Origin of the sequence: Azospirillum oryzae (assembly GCF_008364795.1) — a bacterium.
GTDB lineage: Bacteria > Pseudomonadota > Alphaproteobacteria > Azospirillales > Azospirillaceae > Azospirillum > Azospirillum oryzae.
Window position 1 is genome coordinate 1 of the sequence record NZ_VTTM01000018.1, and the last position, 20,675, is coordinate 20,675.

Sequence of the window (20,675 nt, forward strand, 5' to 3'; positions counted from 1 at the left end):
TGCACCAGGATGGCGCGGTCGGCACCCATGGCGAGAGCGGTGCGCAGGGTCTCCTGGGCCTGGGTCGGGCCGACGGAAACGACCACGATCTCGGTCGCCGCACCGGCTTCCTTCAAGCGCACCGCCTCTTCGACGGCGATCTCGTCGAAGGGGTTCATCGAGAATTTCACGTTGGACGTCTCGACGCCGGACTGGTCGGTCTTCACCCGGATCTTGACGTTGTAATCGACGACGCGCTTCACGGCGCAGAGGATCTTCATGGCGCGAGTCCCTTTGAAAATGGGCGGCGTGCAGGCATGGGAGGGCGTTGCCCCCACCCCGACCCTCCCCCGCTGGGCGGGGGAGGGGGCAGATGCTTGGAGAGACATCGCAAAGGAGCGGCAGCAGTCCCCTCCCCCGCCCAGCTCTCGCACAAAGCTCTGCTTTGTGCTGACGCGGCAGGCGGACCTTCGGTCCGCCGAGAGCGGGGGAGGGTTAGGGTGGGGGTATCGGCTGACGCTGTTACAGCCCCTCGGTCTGCTTGCGCAGGACGTATTTCTGGATCTTGCCGGTGGAGGTCTTCGGCAGCGGGCCGAACACCACCGTGCGCGGGCACTTGAAGTGAGCCATGTGCGACCGGCAGAAGGCGATGATGTCGGCCTCGGTCGCGGTGGCGCCGTCCTTCAGGGTGACGAAGGCGCAGGGCGTCTCGCCCCACTTCTCGTCGTGGCGGGCGACGACCGCGGCCTCCAGCACATCCGGGTGCTTGTAGAGGACATCCTCCACCTCGATGGACGAGATGTTCTCGCCGCCGGAGATGATGATGTCCTTCGACCGGTCCTTGATCTCGACGTAGCCGTCCTCGTGCCAGACGGCGAGGTCGCCGGTGTGGAACCAGCCGCCGGCGAAGGCCTCTTCCGTCGCCTTGGGGTTCTTCAGGTAGCCCTTCATGACGTTGTTGCCGCGCATCATGATCTCGCCCATGCTGCGGCCGTCCTTCGGCATCGGCTCCAGCGTGAAGGGATCGGCGACGATCACCGCCTCCAGCATCGGGCCGCGCACGCCCTGGCGGGCCTTGATCGCCGCCTTCTCGTCCAGCGACAGGCCGTCCCAGCGGTCGTGCCAGACGCAGACCACGGTCGGGCCATAGCATTCGGTCAGGCCGTAGACGTGGGTGACTTCCCAGCCCATGCGCTCCATGCCGGCGATGACGGCGGCGGGCGGGGCGGCGCCGGCCACCATCACCTTCACCTTCTGCTCGATGCCCTGCTTCAGCTCGGCCGGCGCATTGTTCAGCATGTTCAGGACGATGGGCGCGCCGCAAAAGTTGGTCACCTTCTCGTCGCGGATCAGCGTCAGCACGGTATCGGGACGGACCTGACGCAGGCAGACGGCGGTGCCGGCGGTGACCGCGATGGTCCAGGGGAAGCACCAGCCGTTGCAGTGGAACATCGGCAGCGTCCACAGATACACGGGCGCGTCGCCCATGTTCCAGGACAGCGCGTTCGACACCGCGTTCAGGTAGGCGCCGCGGTGGTGATAGACGACGCCTTTCGGGTTGCCGGTGGTGCCGGAGGTGTAGTTCAGCGCGATGGCCTGCCATTCGTCGGCCGGCGGGGTCCAGGGATGCTCGGTCCCGACATCGCTGATGAAGGCCTCGTAATCGCGGTCGCCGATCAGCTCGCCGCCGGTATAGGTCGGGTCGTCGATGTCCACCACCGGGATCGGCGATTCCAACAGGGCCAGTGCCTTCTCGGCGACGCCGGAGAACTCCCGGTCGACGATCAGGATCTTCGCCTCGCCATGCTTCAAGATGAAGGCGATGGCCTCGGCGTCCAGACGAGTGTTGATGGCGTTCAGCACGGCCCCGGCCAGGGGCACGCCGAAATGCGCCTCGAACAGTTCAGGCGTGTTGGCGGCCAGCATGGCGACGGTGTCGCCGGTGCCGATCCCAACATTCGCCAGCGCGGCGGCCAGACGGCGCACGCGGACGAAGGTCTCCGCCCAGGTCCGGCGGACCGGGCCATGGACGACGGCCAACCGGTCGGGCCACACCGCGGCGGCGCGCTCCAGGAAGGTCAGCGGCGTCAGGGCGACGAAATTGGCGGCGTTGCGGTCGAGATCGCGCTCATAAGCGTTGGCGCTGGCATCGGCTGCGGCGGCATGTGCATTCATCGGACCGTTCTCCCCAGGGGTTCTTTGTTGCGCGCCGACATTGGGCGCGGCGGTGTTGGGAAAAGCCTGTACCAGATCAGCTTTGCGCAACTTTCTCAGGATTATGACCAATTGTTATTGTCGTTGTTTCGACATGGCGCAGGGGTGGTGCCCCCGTCACCGCAACCCGATCATCTCAACCCAATCACCTCAACCACGTCACGTCTCCCGCGAACAGGTACCCGGCGCCGTAGACGGTCTTGATCAGCCGCGGCGCGCGCGGGTCCTCCTCGATCTTCTTGCGGATGCGCGAGATGCGGACGTCGATGCTGCGGTCATAGGGAAAATCGTCGCGGTCCTGGTCGGGGCCCTGCAGATGCTCGCGCGACAGCACGCGCTTGGGCGCCTTCAGCAGCATCAGTAGAAGCGAGGCCTCCGCCGCCGTCAGGCTTTCCTGCCGGCCGTCGTCGGCGGTCAGCGTCAGGTTGCCCAGATCGAACACCCAGGGGCCGAAGCGCGCCCGCGCGGTCTCGGCCGGGGCGGCGGCGCTGGACAGCTGCTCGCGGCGACGGATGGCGCTGTTGACGCGGGCCACCAGTTCCCGCGACTCGAACGGCTTCACGATATAGTCGTCGGCCCCCAGCTCCAGCCCCAGCACGCGGTCGGAGGTGCCGCCGCGCCCGGACAGGATGATGACGCCGAACCGCACGTCCTCCCACAGCTCGCGCACCAGGGTCAGGCCGTCCATGTCGGGCAGGCCGAGATCCACCAGGCACAGGTCGGGGGCCTGACGCTGGATCGCCGCCCGCGCCTCGCGCCCGCTCGCCCAGCAGGACACGTCATAGCCGTAGCCCTCCAGCACCTCCGTCACCAGCCGGCGGATGTCGGCCTCGTCCTCGACCACATAGATGCGCTTCTTCTGTCCCACGCGCGTTTCCCCTCGGCACTCGTCGCCCTGCATTTTTTCAGGTGCATTCTATTAGGTGCGTTCTCTGGGCCCGACGATATCAGGCCGGCGCGGGTTCGGCGGCGTGGCCGATGGCCGCCACCAGGTCCCGCTTGTCCCATGGCTTGCGCAGTATGACGGCATCGGCGGGGACGTCGCCATACTCGACGGCGAATCCGCTGACCAGAACCACCCGCATGGCCGGCCGCAGCAGGCGGGCGCGCCGCGCCAGCTCCACCCCCGACAGGCCCGGCATCACGATGTCGGAGACCAGCAGCGACAGCCCGTCGATCTGCTCCACCAGTTCCGCCGCCTCATCGCCGCTGGCCGCCTCCACCACCGAGAAGCCGAGGTCCACCAACTGCTGGCGCATCACCTGCCGCACGTCGTCGTTGTCCTCCGCCACCAGCGCCAGTTGGCCGGACCAGCCACCGGGCTGCGGTTCGGCCGTCACCGGATCGGCGTCCTGCAGGCGCGCCACCGGCTCGGCACGCGGCAGCAGCAGGGTGACTGCGGTCCCTTCCCCCGGCCGGCTGTCGATGCGCAGATAGCCGCGCGACTGCTTGACGAAGCCGTAGACCATCGACAGCCCCAGCCCCGAACCCAAAGCCTTCGTCGTGAAGAAGGGCTCCACCGCACGGGCCAGCGCCTCCGGCGTGAAGCCGGTGCCGGTGTCGCTGACGCGGATTTCCAGGTAATCGTCGGGCCGGACCGGCTCGTCGAAGGACTGGTCGTCCTCCAGCTTGCGGATGCTCACCGCGATGTCGAGCCGCCCGCCGTTGGCCATGGCGTCGCGCGCGTTGATGGCGAGGTTGACCAGCGCGTTTTCCAACTGGGTCTGGTCGGCGATGGTCCAGCATTCCCGCCCCTCCTCGGGCACGCCGATGGCGATGGAGCTGGGGAAGGAGCGGCGCAGCAGCACCGCCATGTCGCGCAGCAGGCCGCACAGCTCAATTGGTTCCGGCTTCAGCGGCTGCTGGCGGGAGAAGGCGAGCAGACGGGCGGTGATGTCGGCGCCGCGGCGGCCGGCGCGCTGGGCCGGCTCCAGATAGGCGTCCAGCCCCTCCACCGAAGCGTAGCGGTCGCGCGCCGCCGACAGGTTGCCGATGATGATCGACAGCAAATTGTTGAAATCATGCGCAAGCCCGCCCGACAGCTGGCCGACCGCCTTCAGCCGCTGAGCCTCCACCAGCTGCCGTTCGGTCTGCTTCTCGTCGGTGATGTCCAGCGTCAGCACGAACAGGCCCGTGACGGCGCCCTCTTCTCCACGATGCGGGATCAGCGTCGTCTTGGTCACCATGTCGCGGCCGTCGCGCGGGAAGGCGTATTCGAAGGTCACCACGCTCCCCGACAGGCAGCGGTCGAGATGGGGACCGAGCGCCGCCATGGCGCGCCGGCCGACCACGGCGGCAAGGTCGCGGCCGATCACCTCGGCCTTGTCCCGCCCGACCAGTTCGGCCCAGCGCAGGTTGGCGAAAGTCAGCCGGCCGTCGCGGTCCAGCCCGGCGATGCAGGCGGGAATGGCGTCCAGGATCACGCGCTGCCGGGTTTCCGCCTCCGCCAGCGCGGCGGTGCGGTCGCGCACCCGGCTGTCCAGCGTGGCGACGGTATCGCGCAACTGCCGGACCATGCCGTCGAAGGCGGTTCCCAGCAGCCCGATCTCGTCGCCGCGGCGGATGCCGCTCTGGGCGTCCAGATCGCCGGCGCGCACCTGTGCCGCGGTGTCGGCCAGACGGCGCAGCGGCCGGACCAGCCGGCCGACCGCGATGTAGCCCAGCAGGCTGCCCGCCGCCATCAGCGCCATGCCGATGGCGAGGATGCGGTTGCCCAGCACCACCGACGACCGCCGCAGCTCGTCCACATAGACGGACGAGGCGATGTACCAGTCGAACCCCTCGAAATGCCGGACCCAGCTGATCTTCTCATACGCATAATTGCCGGGGTCGTCGGGCTTGTCCCACAGGTAGGTCAGCGGCATCCCCTTGGCCGCCGCGGCCTTCAAATCCTCGGCGATCGGGCGCCCGGTGGCCGAATTCAGCCGGTCGCCGAAGGCCGTGCCCTCGATGTTCGAATTCGGGTGGATGATCATCCGGTTCGCCGAATCGAAGATGTAGAGATAGCCGGTGCGGGCGATGCGCAGCTTGCGCAGGGCTTGGCGCAGATCCTCGATCGCCTCGGCCTTGCGCCGCTCCACCTCGGCATCGACGTCGGCCAGATAGGCGCCGGTGCCGACGATGATGCCGCGCTTCGCCAAATCCTTGAAGAAGCTGAGCTTCGGTGCCCGCTCGTCGCCGTTGGGCCGCCACCACGGATAGGTCTGGAACCCCTCCCCCTCGCGCTTGGCGGTGGCGACGATGGTGGGCAGGATGTGGCGGCCCAGATTGTCGCGCAGATCGTCGGACTTCCGCCCCTCGTAGTCGGGCGACGGATGCGACAGGATCACCGAGTCGTAGCCGATGGCCCAGACATAGTCGCCGTTGCCGTAACGGAAGGCGTGCAGCCCCTCCATCGCCTCGCGACGAGCCTCCTCGGCCGATATCTCGCCACGGTCGGCGCGGGCATAGACATGCTCGATGTAGCCGACCGCCAGTTCCAGCACGTCGCGCAGGCGGGTCTTGTACGACTCGACCGTGGCCGTCCGCTGCTCCTCCAGCCCGACGCGGATGCGGCTGACCAGTTCGAACACGTTGTCGAGGATGGTGCGGCTGGCGTCGCGTTCGATCTCGTAGGCCTTCTCCTCGATGAAGGGGACCGAGAAGACATAGGCCGCTGCGGAGAACAGCCCGAGCGAGATCAGGATTGCCGAGAACAGCCGGAGGAACAGGGGCGAGCGGATCATTTTCCGGGCGGGGACGGCAGGATGCGGGAATTGGGGAGTTGCCGCCATCATCCCAGCTTCGCCGCCGCGTCTCAATGCGAATCGGTGGGATTGTTACCTGAATTACGCTGAAACAATTCGTCATATTTCCGGGAAATTTGCGAAACAGTGTTTTGTTAGCCGAAAAGCCATAAGCCGAATCCCATCAATTTGGGTCGGGCACCACAAGGACGTCCAGCGTCTGGAGGAAACATGCACTCCCCCGCCAACAACCCGGTCTATGAGAGGGTCCGCCGGAACCCCAAATTCCAGGAATTGGTGCGCCAGCGCAGCCGGCTGGCCCTGATCCTGTCGGCCATCGTGCTGGTCGGCTATTACAGCTTCATGATGGTGGTCGCCTTCGCGCCGGACCTGCTGCACAAGCCGATCTCCGACGAGTCGTCGCTCAGCGTCGGCTTTCCCATCGGGGCGGGGATCATCATCCTGTCCTGGCTGCTGACCGGCGTCTACTCCCACTTCGCCAACGGCCGCTTCCAGGACCTGACCGACGAGATCACGCGGGAGACGCTGCAATGACCGCCCGCCGGATCCTCCTCGCAGCGGCTGCCGCCACCCTGTTCGCCACCCTGTCCGCCGTGCCGGCGCTGGCCGCCGGCGATGTCGGGCAGCTGGAAAAGCAGCCGATCAACCTGTCGGCCATCGGCATGTTCATCGCCTTCGTGCTGATGACGCTGGGCATCACCTACTGGGCGGCCAGCCGCACCCGCTCCACGTCGGACTTCTACACCGCGGGCGGCGGCATCACCGGGTTCCAGAACGGTCTGGCCATCGCCGGCGACTATATGTCGGCCGCGACGCTGCTGGGCCTGTCGAGCCTCGTCTTCGCCAAGGGCTATGACGGCTTCGTCTACACCATCAGCTTCTTCGTCGGCTGGCCGATCATCCTGTTCCTGCTGGCGGAGCGGCTGCGCAACCTCGGCCACTTCACCTTCGCCGACATCGCCTCATACCGGCTGGACCAGGGCAAGATCCGCACCTTCGCCGCCATCGGCTCGCTGACGGTGGTGTGCTTCTACCTGATCGTCCAGATGGTCGGCGCCGGGCAGCTGATCAAGCTGCTGTTCGGGCTGGACTACAACGTCGCGGTGATCGTGGTCGGCGTGCTGATGGTGGTCTACGTCACCTTCGGCGGCATGATCGCCACCACCTGGGTGCAGATCATCAAGGCGGTGCTGCTGCTGGGCGGCGGCATCCTGCTGGCCTTCCTGGCGTTGTCGCGCTTCGGCTTCAGCCTGGAGGCGATCGCCAAGAGCGCCATCGCCGCGCACAAGGACGGCGTAAAGATCATGGGGCCGGGCACGCTGCTGGCCGACCCGGTGTCGGCGGTGTCGCTGTCGCTGGGCCTGCTGTTCGGCACCGCCGCCCTGCCGCACATCATGATGCGCTTCTTCACCGTCCCCAACGCGCGTGAGGCCCGCAAGTCGGTCTTCTACGCGTCCGGCTTCATCGGCTTCTTCTTCCTGATCGTCTGCGTGCTGGGCATGGCGGCGATCACCATCGTCGGTACCGACCCGCAGTTCTTCGAAGGCGGCAAGGTCGGCGGCAAGCTGATCGGCGGCGGCAACATGCCGGTGATGCATCTGGCCAAGGCGCTGGGCGGCGACCTGTTCCTGGGCTTCCTGTCGGCGGTCGCCTTCGCCACCATCCTGGCGGTGGTGTCGGGTCTGGCCCTGGCCGGCGCCTCGGCCATCGCCCACGACCTCTATGCCCGCGTCATCCGCAAGGGCGAGGCGACGGAGCGCGAGGAGATGCGCGTCTCCAAGATCGCGTCGCTGGTGCTGGGCGTGCTGGCCGTGGTGCTGGGCATCGCCTTCGAGAAGCAGAACGTCGCCTTCCTGGTCGGCCTGACCTTCGGCGTCGCGGCCTCGGTGAACTTCCCGGTGCTGATCCTGTCGATGTACTGGAAGGGGCTGACCACGCGCGGCGCGCTGGCGGGCGGCATCGCCGGCCTGATCTCCGCGGTCACGCTGGTGGTCCTGTCGAACGCCGTCTGGGTCGTCGTGCTGAACAACCCGAAGCCGATCTTCCCCTACGAGCAGCCGGCCCTGTTCTCGATGACGCTGGCCTTCCTCGTCACCATCATCGTGTCGAAGCTGGACAGCAGCGCGTCGGCCCGCGCCGAGCGCGATGCCTTCGAGGACCAGTTCGTCCGCTCCCAGACCGGCATCGGTGCCGCCGCCGCGGCCAAGCACTGACGGTCTGGTACGCAGAAAAAAGCGCCCTTCCCCGGTCTCGGGGAAGGGCGCTTTCCTTCTGTCAGCCCGCCGAAACGCTGTTGTCCTTGCGGCGGGACAGCTGAACCTGCCCGTCCAGGCATTTGACGTAGCCGGTCTTGCCCGGCTTCAGCCCATCGAGGATGGTCACCAGCGCACGGGGGATCGCCGCGAATTCCTTGGAGCCGCGCGACTGGCCGTTGTAGGCGGCGATGTGCTTGCGCAGGTCCTCCTTGGACACCGGCTTCCCGTCATTCCCGATCATCTTGTCCGCCTTTCGATCCGCCTCAAAGCCAACAGGCTCGATTGGCGACAGGCTTACGCCGGCAATCCTTCCGCCGCAACCGGCGGGCCGACGCGGGTCGCCGGAAAGCGGATGGCGGCGGTGGTGCCGCGGCCCGGCTCGCTGTCGATGGACAGGCTTCCGCCATGCAGGCTCATCAGATCGCGACAGATCGACAGCCCCAGCCCGGTGCCGCCGAAGCGTCCGGGGATGCTGCTGTCCGCCTGCTGGAAGGGCTCCAGGATACGGGTCAGCGCCTCGGCCGGAATGCCGATGCCGGTGTCGCGCACCGAGATGGCGATCCCGCCGTCCTCCTCCCGCACCGCGCTCACCGTCACCCGGCCGCCGCGCGGGGTGAATTTCACCGCGTTCGACAGCAGGTTCAGCAGCACCTGCCGCAACGCGCGCTCGTCGGCCAGCAGGCTGGGCAGGCCGGGGGCGCAGTCCACCGCCAGCAGCACGCCGCCGGCATCGGCCGGCACCGCGGCCAGCGCCCGGCAATTCTCGATGGCCGCGGCCGGTTCCTGCCAGCTTTCATCGAGCGTGTAGCGCCCGGCCTCCAGCTTCGACATGTCCAGCACGTCGTTGATGAGGTCGAGAAGGTGCCGGCCGCTGTTCTGCACATGGCGGGCATAGTCGCGGTAGCGCGGGCTGCCCAGCGGGCCGAACAGCTCGTGCAGCATGATGTCGGAAAAACCGATGATGGCGTTCAGCGGGGTGCGCAGCTCGTGGCTCATGGTCGCCAGGAAGGCGCTCTTGGCACGGTTGGCGGCCTCCGCCTGATCGAGCGCCGCGGCGAGCCGCGCCGCCGCCTCCACCCGTTCGGTGATGTCGCGCGCCTCGACCACCAGCACCGTCACGGCGCCACGGTCGTCGAACACCGGCTTGATCGTCACGTCCATCACGCGGGTCACGCCGTCGGTGACCACGTCGGTCTCATAGCGGACGAATCGTCCCGCCGCCGCTTTCTCGATGGACTGACGGAATCCCGCCGCCAGCTCGTCGGTGCGCGCCCAGCCGCGGAATTCCCAGGCGCGGTGTCCGACCAGGGCTTCGGCCGGCAGCCCGGCCAGCGCGCAGGCCGGCTGGTTGAGCGCCAGAACCCGTCCATCCGGCGACAGCAATCCCATGATCTGGAAACTGCTGTCGAACAGCGCCTGCGACCGCCGGTCGCTGGCCCGCAACGCCAGTGTCGTCGTCTCCAACCGCCCGAGCTGGCGCAAGGCCAGCAGGGCCAGCAGCGTCACCACCACCGAAACCGCCGCGGTTTCCAGGACGCGTTTCCAGCGGTCGTTGTACCAGCCGGCAAGCACGTCGTCGGTGCGGATTCGGACATAGACGTACAGCGGCAACCCGGCCACCCGGCGGACTGTGCCGATGCGCTCGCGCCCTTCCGACGGGTCGAAGCCGGACAGCGTCCGCGCGGCTTCGCCGGCGGGCAGCCGCGGCAGAAAGGCGGCGAAGGCGGCGCGGTCCTGGTCCAGCCGCAGGCCGGTCCGCGAATAGGCCAGGACCGCGCCATTCTCGCGATAAAGCAGGATGATGCTGAGCGGCCCGATGGTCTGGCTGGCGTAGAGCCGGGTGAAGCGGTCGAGGTCGAGCACCGCCGCCGCCACGCCGCTGCCGTCCGTCAACGGCCGGATCATGGCCGCCCGCCAGCCGCCGTCGGCTGTCTGGTATGGCCCGACGAAGGCGGCCGAACCGTCGCGTACCGCGTCGGCCAGCGGGGTACCGGCGACCGAGGCCGTGGCGTCCAGGCCGGCGGCCTGCCGCACCCGTCCGTCCCGCTCCACGATCAGCAGGGTCCGCAGTGCCGGTCCGGGGCCGGCATCCGCGCCCGGCGGCCCAGCCGCGTCGCTCAGCAGATGAGCGGTGATGCGTCCACTTTCCGCCATGGTACGCAGCGAATAGCCGGCAACGACGATGACGCGGCGGGCGTCCTCCTCCAGAAGGATCGACAGGTTGACGGTCTGGCGCAGCCCGTCCTGGATCGCCCGGTCGCGCGCGCGGTCGAGGTCGGCGTAGGCGACCAGCCAGAAGCCGGCGATCACCGCCACAAGCAGGCCGATGCGCAACGCGGCGACCGGCGGCAGGGACGACAAGCGCCACCGTCTCCCGTGTGCGCCACCGTCCGGTTCGGAGAGATCCGTCAAAGAGAATGGCCCGCCGCATCTGAATTCTGAAACGACGTCAAGCCGGAAAGGCCGGACGCGGCGAACTGTAGCATGCCGATGCGGGACATTTCACGTTCGCATACCCCTGATCCGTGCAGAACCTGCGACGCGGTGCATGATGCCCAGTTCAGGAAAAGTTTGGCTCGACAAAGCCGCCCGCCCGCGCTTCTCTGCCCGACGATGATATGGAGGAGGGTCCGGACCGGCATGCTGCAGGATTTCATCGATGGCCTGAGTCAGGGGCCGTTCTTGGGGCTGATGCTGTTCCAGATCGCCATCGTCTGGCCATTGTCGCGCATCCTGCGGCGGGCCGGCTTTTCGCCGCTGTGGGCCCTGTTCTCGCTGGTTCCGCTCGGGCATGTCGTTCCCATCGGCGTGATGGCGCACAGCCGCTGGCCGGTCCTGCCGGCGCGTCAGGCGCGCAAGGTCAAGGCACGGAGGACGGCATGACGGAGACGGTGATCCATCTGGGCTTCTGGGAACTGCTGATCGGCTCGATCGTCACGATGTACATGCTGATCGCCGGCGGCTGGGTCCTGGCCAAGGCGGGGCGCAGTCCGCTGTGGATCCTGCTGCTGCTGTTCCCTTACATCAACGTCCTGGCGGTCTGGGCCTTCGCCTTCATGCGCTGGCCCTTCGTCGACCGTGCGCCCAACTCCACCGAACCGGGACCGGCCGACAGGAACTGAGCGCGAAACGGGATCTGCAAGAAGAGGTTCAGCAATCGTCCTGGATCAGGCGGACGATCACGTCGACGCGGGCGACGCGGGTGCCGGCAGGAGCGGCCGGCAGGTTCTGCACCATCAGCCGGTCGGCGGGGATGTCCTCCAGCCGGCCGGTGGATTCGACGAAGAAATGGTGGTGATCGCTGGTGTTGGTGTCGAAATAGGACTTTCCCGCCTCCACCACCACCTCGCGCAGCAGGCCGGCGGCGGTGAACTGGTTCAGCGTGTTGTAGACCGTCGCCAGTGAAACCGGCAGATCGGCGGACAGCGCCTCGCCATGCAGCTGTTCCGCGGTGACGTGCCGGTCGCAACCTTCGAACAGCAGCCGGGCAAGGCCGAGGCGCTGGCGGGTCGGGCGCAGACCGGCACCGTTCAGCCGGTCAAGGACTCGCTTGAAGGGACGTTCGGCGGTCATCATGGGCGTGGCCCCCGTACTGTCGAATTCGGGATCGAGCGTAAGGTCCAACACTGAACCGCGGCACATGGCCGCAATCTGTTCAACTGTAAAACCATTCGGAAAGGCCGCGCAAGCCATTGTAGCACCGGCGTCAACCGGACGGCACAAGCGCGGTGGACGAATGCAAAGGCCGCCGGCAGTCTCCCGCCAGCGGCCTTGCCCGTCCGATGATGCGCCCGGTCAGTAACCGGTAGCGATCCGTTCGACCAGCTGCTTCACCGTGGGGATGAAGCCGTCGTTGTAATAGGGATCGCTGGCGAAGCGGTAGGCGTTGTGCCCGGCGAACATCAGCTGGTTTTCGCAGTCGTCGGTATGGCTGACCGCCTGGAGCGTCTTCTGGATGCAGAAGGAACGCGGATCGGCACGCTTGCCCGTCGTCCCCTCCTCGTTCTGCGCCCAGTTGGAGAAGCCGCAGGCCGACAGGCAGCCCATGCAGTCGACCTGATCGTGCAGGATCTTCTCGGACTGCTGGGGCGTGACGAAGACCAGCGTGCTGTCCGGCGTCTTCAGGGCGGTGGTGAAGCCCTGGGAAAGCCAGCCCTCGGCGCGCTGCTTGTCGCTTTCGGTCACATAGACCGGACGGCCGCGCGGACCGACCGGGAATTCGGCCGAATGCTCGCCCACCGGCTTGGACAGATAGGCGACTTGGCGTTCGGACCGGCCCATCAGGTCCAGCAGGAACGGGTTCTTCACCGCCGACGAATAGAAGCCGGTGGGGGAGAAGCGGTTCAGGAAGACGTCGCCCGGCTGCAGCGCGACCAGCTTGCGCTTCCACGCCATGGAGATCGGGCTTTCCTGGGTCAGCAGCGGACGGGTGCCGAACTGGAAGGCGACCGGACCCAGATCGGGGTTGTCGATCCAGTCCTCCCACTCCGACAGCCACCAGACGCCGCCCGCCATCACGATGGGGGTGTCGTTCAGGCCGAAGCTGTTCATCATCTGGCGCAGGGCCAGGACGCGGGGGAACGGATCCTCCGGCTTCTGCGGGTCCTCGGAATTGGACAGGCCGTTGTGACCGCCGGCCAGCCACGGATCCTCGTACACCACGCCGCCCAGATGATCGCGGAACTTGTGGTAGGCGCGCAGCCACAGCGCGCGGAAGGCGCGGGCCGACGAGACGATCGGATAGTAATGGACGCCGTAGCGCACGGCGATCTCGGCCACCTTGTAGGGCATGCCGGCGCCGCAGGTGACGCCGTGGATCAGACCCTGGGCGCCTTCCAGCACGCCGTGCAGGATGTGCTCGGCGCCGCCCATCTCCCACAGGACGTTCATGTGGATACGACCGTTGCCGTTCGACGTCTCGTGCGCGATGCGCGCCTGGGCGATGCCGCCCTCGATGCCGAAGGCGATCAGCTCGTTATGGCGCTCGCGCCGGGTCTTGCCCTTGTAGATCTGCGGCAGAAGGTTGCCGTTCTCATCATAGCTGTCGGCGTTGACACCCGAGAAGGTGCCAATCCCGCCGGCCGCCGCCCAGGCGCCGGAGCTTTCGCCGTTGGACACGGCAATACCCTTGCCACCCTCGACGAGCGGCAGAACCTCCCGGCCGGACATCGGCAACGGCTTCAACGCCTTCAACGAACCCTCCAAAGACCGAACGTGGCATCCCGTGGGACGCCGGACCAAAGCGGCGGACTACCAGACGACGAAAGGCTCCACCGGAATCCGCGTGGGTTCCGGCGGGATCGCCAGTGCGGTTCTATATATGAGGAATTGGCGCGCCCTACGAGCGGATTCATCCCCTCGCGCAAAAAACGTTCACGATTTGCCGCAGTTGCGAACGGAAGCGTCAGCGTGTCGACCGGTCCCCCGGCGGATCATCAGGCGCCCGATCCGGCGAGCGGCCCCAGTTCCCGCGCCAGCCGGCCGGGCGCGTCGGTGAAGACCGCCGACACGCCCCAACCGAACAGCGTCCGGGCGCGCTCGGCGTCGTTGACGGTGTAGGACAGCACCGGCCGGCCGCTGGCACGGTATTCCGCCACGCTGTCGGCGGTCTGGCGGCTCTGGTCGACATTCAGGGTGGCCGCCCCGATGCGGTCGGCGATGGCGGCCCAATCGGCCGGCGGGTCCCACAGCAGATAGCCGCGCGGGATTTCCGGCCACAGCCGCTGCGCCACCTCCAGGCAGGAAACCTCGAAACTGGAGAGCAGGAGCGGCCGGTCGGACGGCCACAGCGGCCGCAGGGTGTTCAGCGCCACCTCCGCCGTGATCTCCTCCTGCCCCGGATAGGGCTTGATCTCCAGGTTCAGCCCGAGGCCCAGCTCGCGGATCAGGTCCACCGCCTCCTCCAGCGTCGGCACCCGTTCGCCGACGAAGGCGGCATCGAACCAGCGCCCGGCGTCGAGCTGCTGCAACGCCGCCAGATCCAGCAGCGGCACGGCGCCGGTGCCGGTGGTGGTGCGGTCCAGCGTGTCGTCGTGGATCAGCACCGGCCGCTGGTCGCGGGTCAGCATGACATCCACCTCCACCCAGCGGGCACCCTGGCGGGCGGCTTCGCGGATCGAGGCGAGGGTGTTTTCCGGGGCGCTTTCCTTGGCGCCGCGGTGGCCGATCAGGCGGGGAAGAGTCGACAGCATGGGTCTCGCAGGAGTAAGAGCGGTCGCTTTCCTACATGACCCATTCCGTCGAAGCGGGAAAGAGCGATGAAGGCCCTGCACAGCGTTTCCGATCTGGTGGCCGCCGGGCTTATGACTCCGGAAGCCGGCGAGGCCGTACGTACGGTCGCCGACCGCTATGCCGTGGCGCTGACCCCGTACCTGCGCGAGACGCTGGCCGGACGTACGGACCCGCAGGATCCGCTCTATGCCCAGTACGTCCCCTCCCCCGCCGAGGCGTACAGCACGCCGGAGGAGCGCGAGGACCCGATCGGCGACGGCGCGCGCAGCCCGGTGAAGGGCATCGTCCACCGCTATCCCGACCGGGTGCTGCTGAAGCCGCTGCATGCCTGCGCCGTCTATTGCCGCTTCTGCTTCCGCCGCGAGATGGTCGGTCCGGGCGGAGAGGCACTGACCGCCGACGAACTGGATGCGGCACTCGCCTACATCCGCGATCACCAAGAGGTTTGGGAGGTCGTCATCACCGGCGGCGATCCGCTGCTGCTGTCGCCGCGCCGGCTGCGCGGCATCGTCCAGGCGCTGTCGGCCATGCCGCATGTCGGCATCGTCCGCCTGCACAGCCGCATCCCCGCCGCCGACCCGGAGCGCGTCACCCCGGAACTGCTGGAGGCGCTGACCGCCCCCGACCTCGCCACCTGGGTCGCCGTCCACATCAACCATGCCGACGAGCTGACCCCGCCGGTGCGGGCGGCCCTCGCCCGGCTGGTGGAGGCCGGCATCCCGCTGGTCGGCCAGACCGTGCTGCTGAAGGGCATCAACGATAGCCATGCCGCGCTGGAGGCGCTGTTCCGCGGCTTGGTTCGCAACCGGGTGAAACCCTATTACCTGCACCACCCCGACCTCGCCGCCGGCACCAGCCATTTCCGCCCGACCCTGGCGGAGGGGCAGGCGCTGGTGACCGGCCTGCGCGGAAAGCTGTCCGGCCTGTGCCAGCCCACCTATGTCCTCGACATCCCCGGCGGCCACGGCAAGGCACCCGCCGCCGCGGCCTGGATTGAGGAGCAGGGCGGGGACCGGTATCGCGTCACCGACTTCACCGGGCGGGTCCACGACTACCGGGGCTGAGCGCCCGCCCTCAGATCGCCTCCGCCCCCATGCTCGCCACCCAATGGGCGACCCGCGCCTTCAGCGCGGCGGTGCGGGCGAAGGCGAGGTCCTCGTCCTCCAGCCGCTCGACGATTTCAAAGGCCAGCGACTCGGCCCCATGGACGTTCCATGCCGCCTGCAGGCTGCGGTGCGGACAGCCGCCCATCTTCAGCTGGAACCAGAGGCGGTTCTGGATCTTGTCGAGATCGGGCGCGCCGCCCACCCACGCCGTACTGGCAGCCCCACAGCGGACGGCGAACACGCCGGCCACGCTCTTGCGCTCCTTGTAGGCCGCCACCGCCGCCTTGCGATCCTCTTTGCCAACCACGTCCAGCCTCACCGCATGCATCATCGTTCCCGTCTAGTTATACCCGGGTGATATTCGACGCAAGGGTTTTATCCGGGTGTTATCCCCAGAGGGCCGGGGTGCCGAACAGTGGATCGGGGTTGATCAGCGCGTTGTGGATGCCAACCACCGATGCGAAGCCGGTCCACAGGATCAGCGGCGTCCAGATCACCGCGATGCCGCGGTCGTCCCGCGCCACCAGCGCGATGCAGACGGAGGTGATGATGAAGAAGGACACCGTCCAGGCCGCGGCGAGGATCGAACTGCCCAGCGTGAAATAGACGAGGCTGAAGGTGGCATAGATCACCCAGGTCACTGCCTGCAGGCCGATCAATAGGCCACGGCTGCGGATTCGCCGCGCCGGGTCGAGCAGGCGGATGTCGCCCCAGATCTGGAAGACGTTCAGCGAGAACCACATCACCGGGAACACCCAGCCCGGCGGCTGCAAGGGCGACGGCTGATGCCCGGCGAAGGGCTGGCCGCCGCGTTCGACGAAGCCCCAGGCGTTGACGATGACCCAGAACAGCAGGGGTTGCCACCAGCGCACCCGGAAGGGGGCGGGCGGTGGCGCGGTGTATGTGGCGTGGCTCATGCCCCGCCAGATAGCGCGGGGACCCCAATGGTCAAGTCAGCGCCCCTTAGCGCCGGGCGCCCAGCGAAGCCAGTTGGAACAGCACGCGGGCGCACAGCGTCTCGTCCGGCATGTTGGTGCGCTTGCAGTCGGCCTCGGCATCGACCAGCCGTTCCAGCGCCTGCCGGACATGGTTGGGCGACCAGTGGCGCGCCTGTTTGACCAGCCGGGTCTTCAGCTTGAAGAAGACCGGCGGGCGCAGCGACTCGACGGCCGCCTCCGGCGACTTGCCGGCGGCGACCTGCGCGGTGAGCAGCTGCAGGCGCTGGAAATGGCGCTGGGCGCCGCGCAGGATCGGCACCGGCGAAGTGCCCTCGGCGAACAGCCGCGCCAGCGAGCGGTCGAGGGTGGCGAAATCGCCCTCCGCCGCCGCCCACACCGGCTCGTCCATCGACAGGGCGGCGCTGTCGCCGATGCAGGCCTGGGCATCCTCCAGCCGCACGCGTTTCCCGTCGCCCATATAGAGCGCCAGCTTTTCCGCCTCGCCGCGGGCCACCATGCGGTCGCCGACGAGGTTGGCGGCCAGGAAGCTCAGCACGTCGGGATCGGCGGTCAGCCCATGGCCATGCAGGATGTCGGCGATGACGCGGCCGAGCGACGCCTCCTCCTCGACATAGCAGGGAATCGCGGCGGCGGCGTCATCCCCCTCGAACAGAAGACGCAGCTTGGAGCGGGCCGACAGGTCGCCCGACTCGACCACCACAAGGCTGTCACCCGGCGGCAAATTCTCGAAGAAGGCGGTGAAGGCGGCGGTGGCGTTGTCCTCCGCGTCGCGGACACGGATCAGGCGTCGGCCGCCGGTGAAGGAGATCGCCGCGGCTTCGTCCGCCAGCCGCGCCGGATCGTCGGCGATGGCGCGCCCCAGGAACTCGGCGACGCGGAACGGATCGGACAGATCCTGCACCACCGTCTTGCCCAGCGTCTGGGCGCGGTCGCGCACGAGGCCCGAGTCGGGGCCATAAAGCAGCACCGCCCGAACCTTGCGGTCCGGGCTGCGCAGAAAACCGTCGATCGCCTTGGGCTGGAGCTTCACCCGTGCATCCCCGGCCGGTCAGGACCCGCGGCCGAGATACATGGCGACGCGGGTGGTGATGTCGTTGGAAATATCCTCGAGCGCCCGGTCGTAGGCGCTCTGCACCGTCACGATGGCCGCGTAATGCTGCTCCAGCGTGTTGTAGCTGATCATCGAGCGCGAACTGGATTGGAACACCACCTGACCGGTCTGGGTGTCGGTCAGACGGTAGGGGGCGTTGACCAGCAGCTGGGCGCGCACCGCGGTGGCGTCCTTCTGCAGGGCCAGCTTCTGCTCCGACGCCGACAGCGCCACATCCAGCCGGTAGCGCGGATTGCTCGGCCGTTCCGACGGATAGAAGTTGTCGATCAGCAGGTTGCGCAGCTTCTGCCCTTCCCGGTTGGGGATCGACGCGATGTCGACCTCCATCAGCCGGTCGGCCGCGGCGGCTCCAACCCCCTGGCCTCCGTAGAGCGGCTGGAAGCCGCAGCCCGACAGCGACAGGGCGGACAGACCGAGCGCGAGGGCGAACAGCCCCCGCGCCACGGTCTGGCGGAACAGTCTGGTATCAGACGACGACATTGATCACCCGGTTCGGGACGACGATGACCTTGCGCGCCGGCTTGCCGTCCATGGCGCGCTGGACGTTGGCATCGGCAAGCGCCGCCTGCTCCGCCGCGTCCTTGTCCATGTCGCGCGGCAGCTCCAGCGTGGCGCGCAGCTTGCCGTTGACCTGGACCGCGACCTTGACGCTGTCCTCCACCACCAGGGCGGGGTCGGCCTCCGGCCAGGGCTGGTCGGCCAGCAGGGTGGTGTGCCCCAGCTGCGCCCACAGCTCCTCGCCCAGATGCGGCATCATCGGACCGACGAGACGAACCAGCGACTCGAAGCCCTCGCGCAGGACCCAGGCCTCGCCCTCGCCGGTGCCGTCCAGTTCGCCGAGCGCGTTGGACAGCTCGCGGACGCGGGCGACCGCCTTGTTGAAGCGGAACTTGTCGAGATCCTCCGACACGCCGGCGATGGTCTTGTGGACCAGACGGCGGGCGGCTTCGGCCTTCGGGCCGAACGACTCCGGCTTCGGAGCGCCGGCGGCCGGCAGTTCCACCGGCGCCTCCGTCACCATCCGCCACAGGCGGTTGATGTAGCGCCAGGCACCGTCGATGCCGGCCTCGGTCCATTCCAGGTCGCGTTCCGGCGGGCTGTCAGACAGCATGAACAGGCGGGCGGCGTCGGCGCCATAGGTGCCGATGATGTGCGCCGGGTCCACCACGTTCTTCTTGGACTTCGACATCTTCTCGACGCGACCGACATTGACCGGCGCGCCGCTGTCGGCCCGGACCCACTCGCCCTTGTCGTTCTTGGTCAGGTCGGTCGGGGCCAGCCAGGCGCCGGTGCCGGCGTCCTTGTAGGTTTCGTGGTTGACCATGCCCTGGGTGAACAGGCCGGTGAACGGCTCCTCCAGGTCCAGGTAACCGCAGGTCTTCAGCGCGCGCGTCCAGAAGCGGCTGTAGAGCAGGTGCAGGACCGCATGCTCGATGCCGCCGATATACTGGTCGACGCCCAGCCAGTAGTCGACCGAGTCGCGGGTGAAGGCCGCATCCTCGGACTTCGGCGAGCAGAAGCGGGCGAAATACCAGGACGACTCGATGAAGGTGTCGAAGGTGTCCGTCTCGCGCAGCGCCGGCTTGCCGCAGGTCGGGCAGCTGGTGTGCTTCCAGGTCGGATGGTGGGCCAGCGGGTTGCCGGGCTTGTCGAAGGTCACGTCCTCCGGCAGCACGACCGGCAGCTGGTCGTCCGGAACCGGGACGATGCCGCAGGATTCGCAGTGGATGACCGGGATCGGGCAGCCCCAATAGCGCTGGCGCGACACGCCCCAGTCGCGCAGGCGGTACTGGGTGGTGCGCTCGCCCTGGCCCGCCGCCTCCAGCCGCTTGCCGGCCTCTTCCTTGGCCGACTCGGTATCGAGTCCGTCGAGGAAGGCGGAGTTCCGCAGCACGCCGGGGCCGGTGTAGGCCTCGGTCCCGACCTCGAAGGCGGCCGGGTCGGCATCGGCCGGGATCACCACCGGACGAACCGGCAGGCCGTACTTGCGGGCGAAATCCAGGTCGCGCTGGTCATGCGCCGGGCAGGCGAAGATCGCGCCCGTGCCGTATTCCATCAGCACGAAGTTGGCGACATAGACCGGCAGCTCCCACGACGGATCGAAGGGATGCACGACCTTCAGGCCGGTGTCGAAGCCGCGCTTCTCCGCCGTCTCGATCGCCTCCTCGCTGGTGCCCAGCCGGTTGCATTCGGCGATGAACTCGGCCAGCTCCGGGCTGGAGGCGGCCAGTTCGGCGGCCAGCGGGTGATTCGGGGAGATCGCGGCGAAGGAGGCGCCGAACAGCGTGTCCGGACGGGTGGTGAAGACCTCCAGCTCCTCCTCGCGCCCCTTGATGCGGAAGCGGAAACGGACGCCGGTGGACTTGCCGATCCAGTTCTCCTGCATGATGCGGACGCGCTCGGGCCAGCGGTCCAGCGTCTCCAGGCCCTTCAGCAGGTCTTCGGCATAGGCGGTGATCTTCAGGAACCACTGCGACAGCTTGCGCTTTTCCACCAGCGCGCCGGTGCGCCAGCCGCGGCCGTCGATCACCTGCTCGTTGGCGAGGACGGTGTTGTCCACCGGGTCCCAGTTCACCCAGGATTCCTTGCGGTAGGCGAGGCCCGCCTTCAGGAAATCCAGGAACATCTTCTGCTCGTGGCGGTAATACTCCACGTCGCAGGTGGCGATCTCGCGGTCCCAGTCGATGGACAGGCCCATCGTCTTCAGCTGCCCGCGCATGGTCGCGATGTTCTCGCGCGTCCAGGCGGCGGGATGGACCTTCTTCTCCAGCGCGGCGTTCTCGGCCGGCAGGCCAAAGGCGTCCCAGCCCATCGGGTGCAGGACGTTGAAGCCCTTGGCGCGCTTGAAGCGCGCGATCACGTCGCCGATGGTGTAATTGCGGACGTGGCCCATGTGGATGCGCCCCGACGGATAGGGGAACATCTCCAACACATAGTATTTGGGCCGGGAGGCGTCCTCGCGCGCGGTGAAACAGCCCTTGCCGTCCCACACGCCCTGCCACTTCGCCTCGGTTTCCTTGACATTGTAACGCGACATGAGCGCGACGCCGTTTTCCGTTGTACCAGATGCTCGA

19 protein-coding genes are annotated in these 20,675 nt (G+C 67.8%); 5 read left to right on the forward strand and 14 right to left on the reverse strand.

Annotated features, from left to right (window positions below):
- The 4 genes from FZ938_RS28820 to FZ938_RS28835 form a co-directional block, all read right to left on the reverse strand.
- Nucleotides 1-260, reverse strand: a 260-nt coding sequence (locus FZ938_RS28820) for an electron transfer flavoprotein subunit beta/FixA family protein (protein ID WP_425529388.1), incomplete at its 3' end; no start/stop codon positions are given.
- A 241-nt stretch (nucleotides 261-501) separates the two neighbouring features.
- Nucleotides 502-2,154, reverse strand: coding sequence for an acyl-CoA synthetase (locus tag FZ938_RS28825; RefSeq protein ID WP_149201619.1), 1,653 nt, complete (start codon nucleotides 2,152-2,154; stop codon nucleotides 502-504).
- Nucleotides 2,155-2,338: 184 nt separating this feature from the next.
- Nucleotides 2,339-3,061 carry a response regulator transcription factor gene (locus tag FZ938_RS28830; RefSeq protein WP_109075983.1) on the reverse strand — a complete coding sequence of 241 codons (723 nt, stop codon included), beginning with the start codon at nucleotides 3,059-3,061 and terminating at the stop codon, nucleotides 2,339-2,341.
- Between the two features lie 79 nt (nucleotides 3,062-3,140).
- Nucleotides 3,141-5,918, reverse strand: coding sequence for a cache domain-containing protein (locus tag FZ938_RS28835; protein ID WP_149201620.1), 2,778 nt, complete (start codon nucleotides 5,916-5,918; stop codon nucleotides 3,141-3,143).
- A 231-nt stretch (nucleotides 5,919-6,149) separates the two neighbouring features.
- On the opposite strand from FZ938_RS28835, the gene FZ938_RS28840 reads away from it, so the two are divergent.
- On the forward strand, nucleotides 6,150-6,473 hold the full coding sequence (locus FZ938_RS28840) for a DUF485 domain-containing protein (protein WP_149201621.1): 324 nt from the start codon (nucleotides 6,150-6,152) through the stop codon (nucleotides 6,471-6,473).
- On the forward strand, nucleotides 6,470-8,152 hold the full coding sequence (locus FZ938_RS28845; protein ID WP_149201622.1) for a cation acetate symporter: 1,683 nt from the start codon (nucleotides 6,470-6,472) through the stop codon (nucleotides 8,150-8,152). The genes FZ938_RS28840 and FZ938_RS28845 overlap by 4 nt, the downstream gene beginning before the upstream one ends.
- Before the next feature lie 61 nt (nucleotides 8,153-8,213).
- Here the strand turns inward: FZ938_RS28845 and FZ938_RS28850 are convergent, their stop codons facing one another.
- Nucleotides 8,214-8,435 carry a hypothetical protein gene (locus FZ938_RS28850; protein WP_014246575.1) on the reverse strand — a complete coding sequence of 74 codons (222 nt, stop codon included), beginning with the start codon at nucleotides 8,433-8,435 and terminating at the stop codon, nucleotides 8,214-8,216.
- A 53-nt stretch (nucleotides 8,436-8,488) separates the two neighbouring features.
- A complete protein-coding gene (locus tag FZ938_RS28855) occupies nucleotides 8,489-10,555 on the reverse strand; it encodes an ATP-binding protein (protein WP_246457576.1) in 2,067 nt (688 codons plus the stop codon).
- 279 nt (nucleotides 10,556-10,834) lie between these two features.
- Here FZ938_RS28855 and FZ938_RS28860 point away from each other — a divergent pair, with 279 nt between their 5' ends.
- Nucleotides 10,835-11,077, forward strand: a complete 243-nt coding sequence (locus FZ938_RS28860) for a hypothetical protein (RefSeq protein WP_085087450.1) — start codon at nucleotides 10,835-10,837, stop codon at nucleotides 11,075-11,077.
- Nucleotides 11,074-11,316: a hypothetical protein gene (locus tag FZ938_RS28865; protein ID WP_149201623.1), complete on the forward strand. Its 243-nt coding sequence runs from the start codon at nucleotides 11,074-11,076 to the stop codon at nucleotides 11,314-11,316. Before FZ938_RS28860 ends, FZ938_RS28865 begins: the two co-directional genes overlap by 4 nt.
- A 28-nt stretch (nucleotides 11,317-11,344) precedes the next feature.
- Here FZ938_RS28865 and irrA read toward each other — a convergent pair whose 3' ends face one another.
- The 3 genes from irrA to FZ938_RS28880 all read right to left on the reverse strand — a co-directional run bounded on the left by irrA (nucleotide 11,345) and on the right by FZ938_RS28880 (nucleotide 14,385).
- Nucleotides 11,345-11,767 carry an iron response transcriptional regulator IrrA gene (irrA, locus tag FZ938_RS28870; protein WP_174757354.1) on the reverse strand — a complete coding sequence of 141 codons (423 nt, stop codon included), beginning with the start codon at nucleotides 11,765-11,767 and terminating at the stop codon, nucleotides 11,345-11,347.
- 222 nt (nucleotides 11,768-11,989) lie between these two features.
- Nucleotides 11,990-13,387, reverse strand: coding sequence for an NAD(P)H-dependent flavin oxidoreductase (locus FZ938_RS28875; protein WP_174757167.1), 1,398 nt, complete (start codon nucleotides 13,385-13,387; stop codon nucleotides 11,990-11,992).
- Nucleotides 13,388-13,629: 242 nt separating this feature from the next.
- Nucleotides 13,630-14,385, reverse strand: coding sequence for a glycerophosphoryl diester phosphodiesterase (locus FZ938_RS28880; protein WP_149201625.1), 756 nt, complete (start codon nucleotides 14,383-14,385; stop codon nucleotides 13,630-13,632).
- A gap of 66 nt (nucleotides 14,386-14,451) precedes the next feature.
- Between FZ938_RS28880 and FZ938_RS28885 the strand changes: the two genes are divergently transcribed.
- Nucleotides 14,452-15,489 carry a lysine-2,3-aminomutase-like protein gene (locus FZ938_RS28885; RefSeq protein WP_149201626.1) on the forward strand — a complete coding sequence of 346 codons (1,038 nt, stop codon included), beginning with the start codon at nucleotides 14,452-14,454 and terminating at the stop codon, nucleotides 15,487-15,489.
- A 10-nt stretch (nucleotides 15,490-15,499) separates the two neighbouring features.
- Here the strand turns inward: FZ938_RS28885 and FZ938_RS28890 are convergent, their stop codons facing one another.
- The 5 genes from FZ938_RS28890 to leuS are packed head-to-tail and all read right to left on the reverse strand — an operon-like array spanning nucleotide 15,500 to nucleotide 20,638.
- Entirely contained in the window at nucleotides 15,500-15,859 is a 360-nt protein-coding gene (locus tag FZ938_RS28890) for a GIY-YIG nuclease family protein (RefSeq protein ID WP_246799128.1), read from the reverse strand.
- Nucleotides 15,860-15,917: 58 nt separating this feature from the next.
- Nucleotides 15,918-16,448 carry a tryptophan-rich sensory protein gene (locus tag FZ938_RS28895; RefSeq protein WP_149201628.1) on the reverse strand — a complete coding sequence of 177 codons (531 nt, stop codon included), beginning with the start codon at nucleotides 16,446-16,448 and terminating at the stop codon, nucleotides 15,918-15,920.
- 46 nt (nucleotides 16,449-16,494) lie between these two features.
- Nucleotides 16,495-17,520 carry a DNA polymerase III subunit delta gene (gene holA, locus FZ938_RS28900; protein ID WP_149201629.1) on the reverse strand — a complete coding sequence of 342 codons (1,026 nt, stop codon included), beginning with the start codon at nucleotides 17,518-17,520 and terminating at the stop codon, nucleotides 16,495-16,497.
- Between the two features lie 18 nt (nucleotides 17,521-17,538).
- Nucleotides 17,539-18,081 carry an LPS assembly lipoprotein LptE gene (gene lptE / locus FZ938_RS28905; RefSeq protein ID WP_149201630.1) on the reverse strand — a complete coding sequence of 181 codons (543 nt, stop codon included), beginning with the start codon at nucleotides 18,079-18,081 and terminating at the stop codon, nucleotides 17,539-17,541.
- Complete coding sequence (gene leuS / locus FZ938_RS28910) at nucleotides 18,068-20,638, reverse strand: leucine--tRNA ligase (protein ID WP_149201631.1); 2,571 nt, start codon at nucleotides 20,636-20,638, stop codon at nucleotides 18,068-18,070. The genes lptE and leuS overlap by 14 nt, the downstream gene beginning before the upstream one ends.
- Nucleotides 20,639-20,675: the final 37 nt, after the last annotated feature.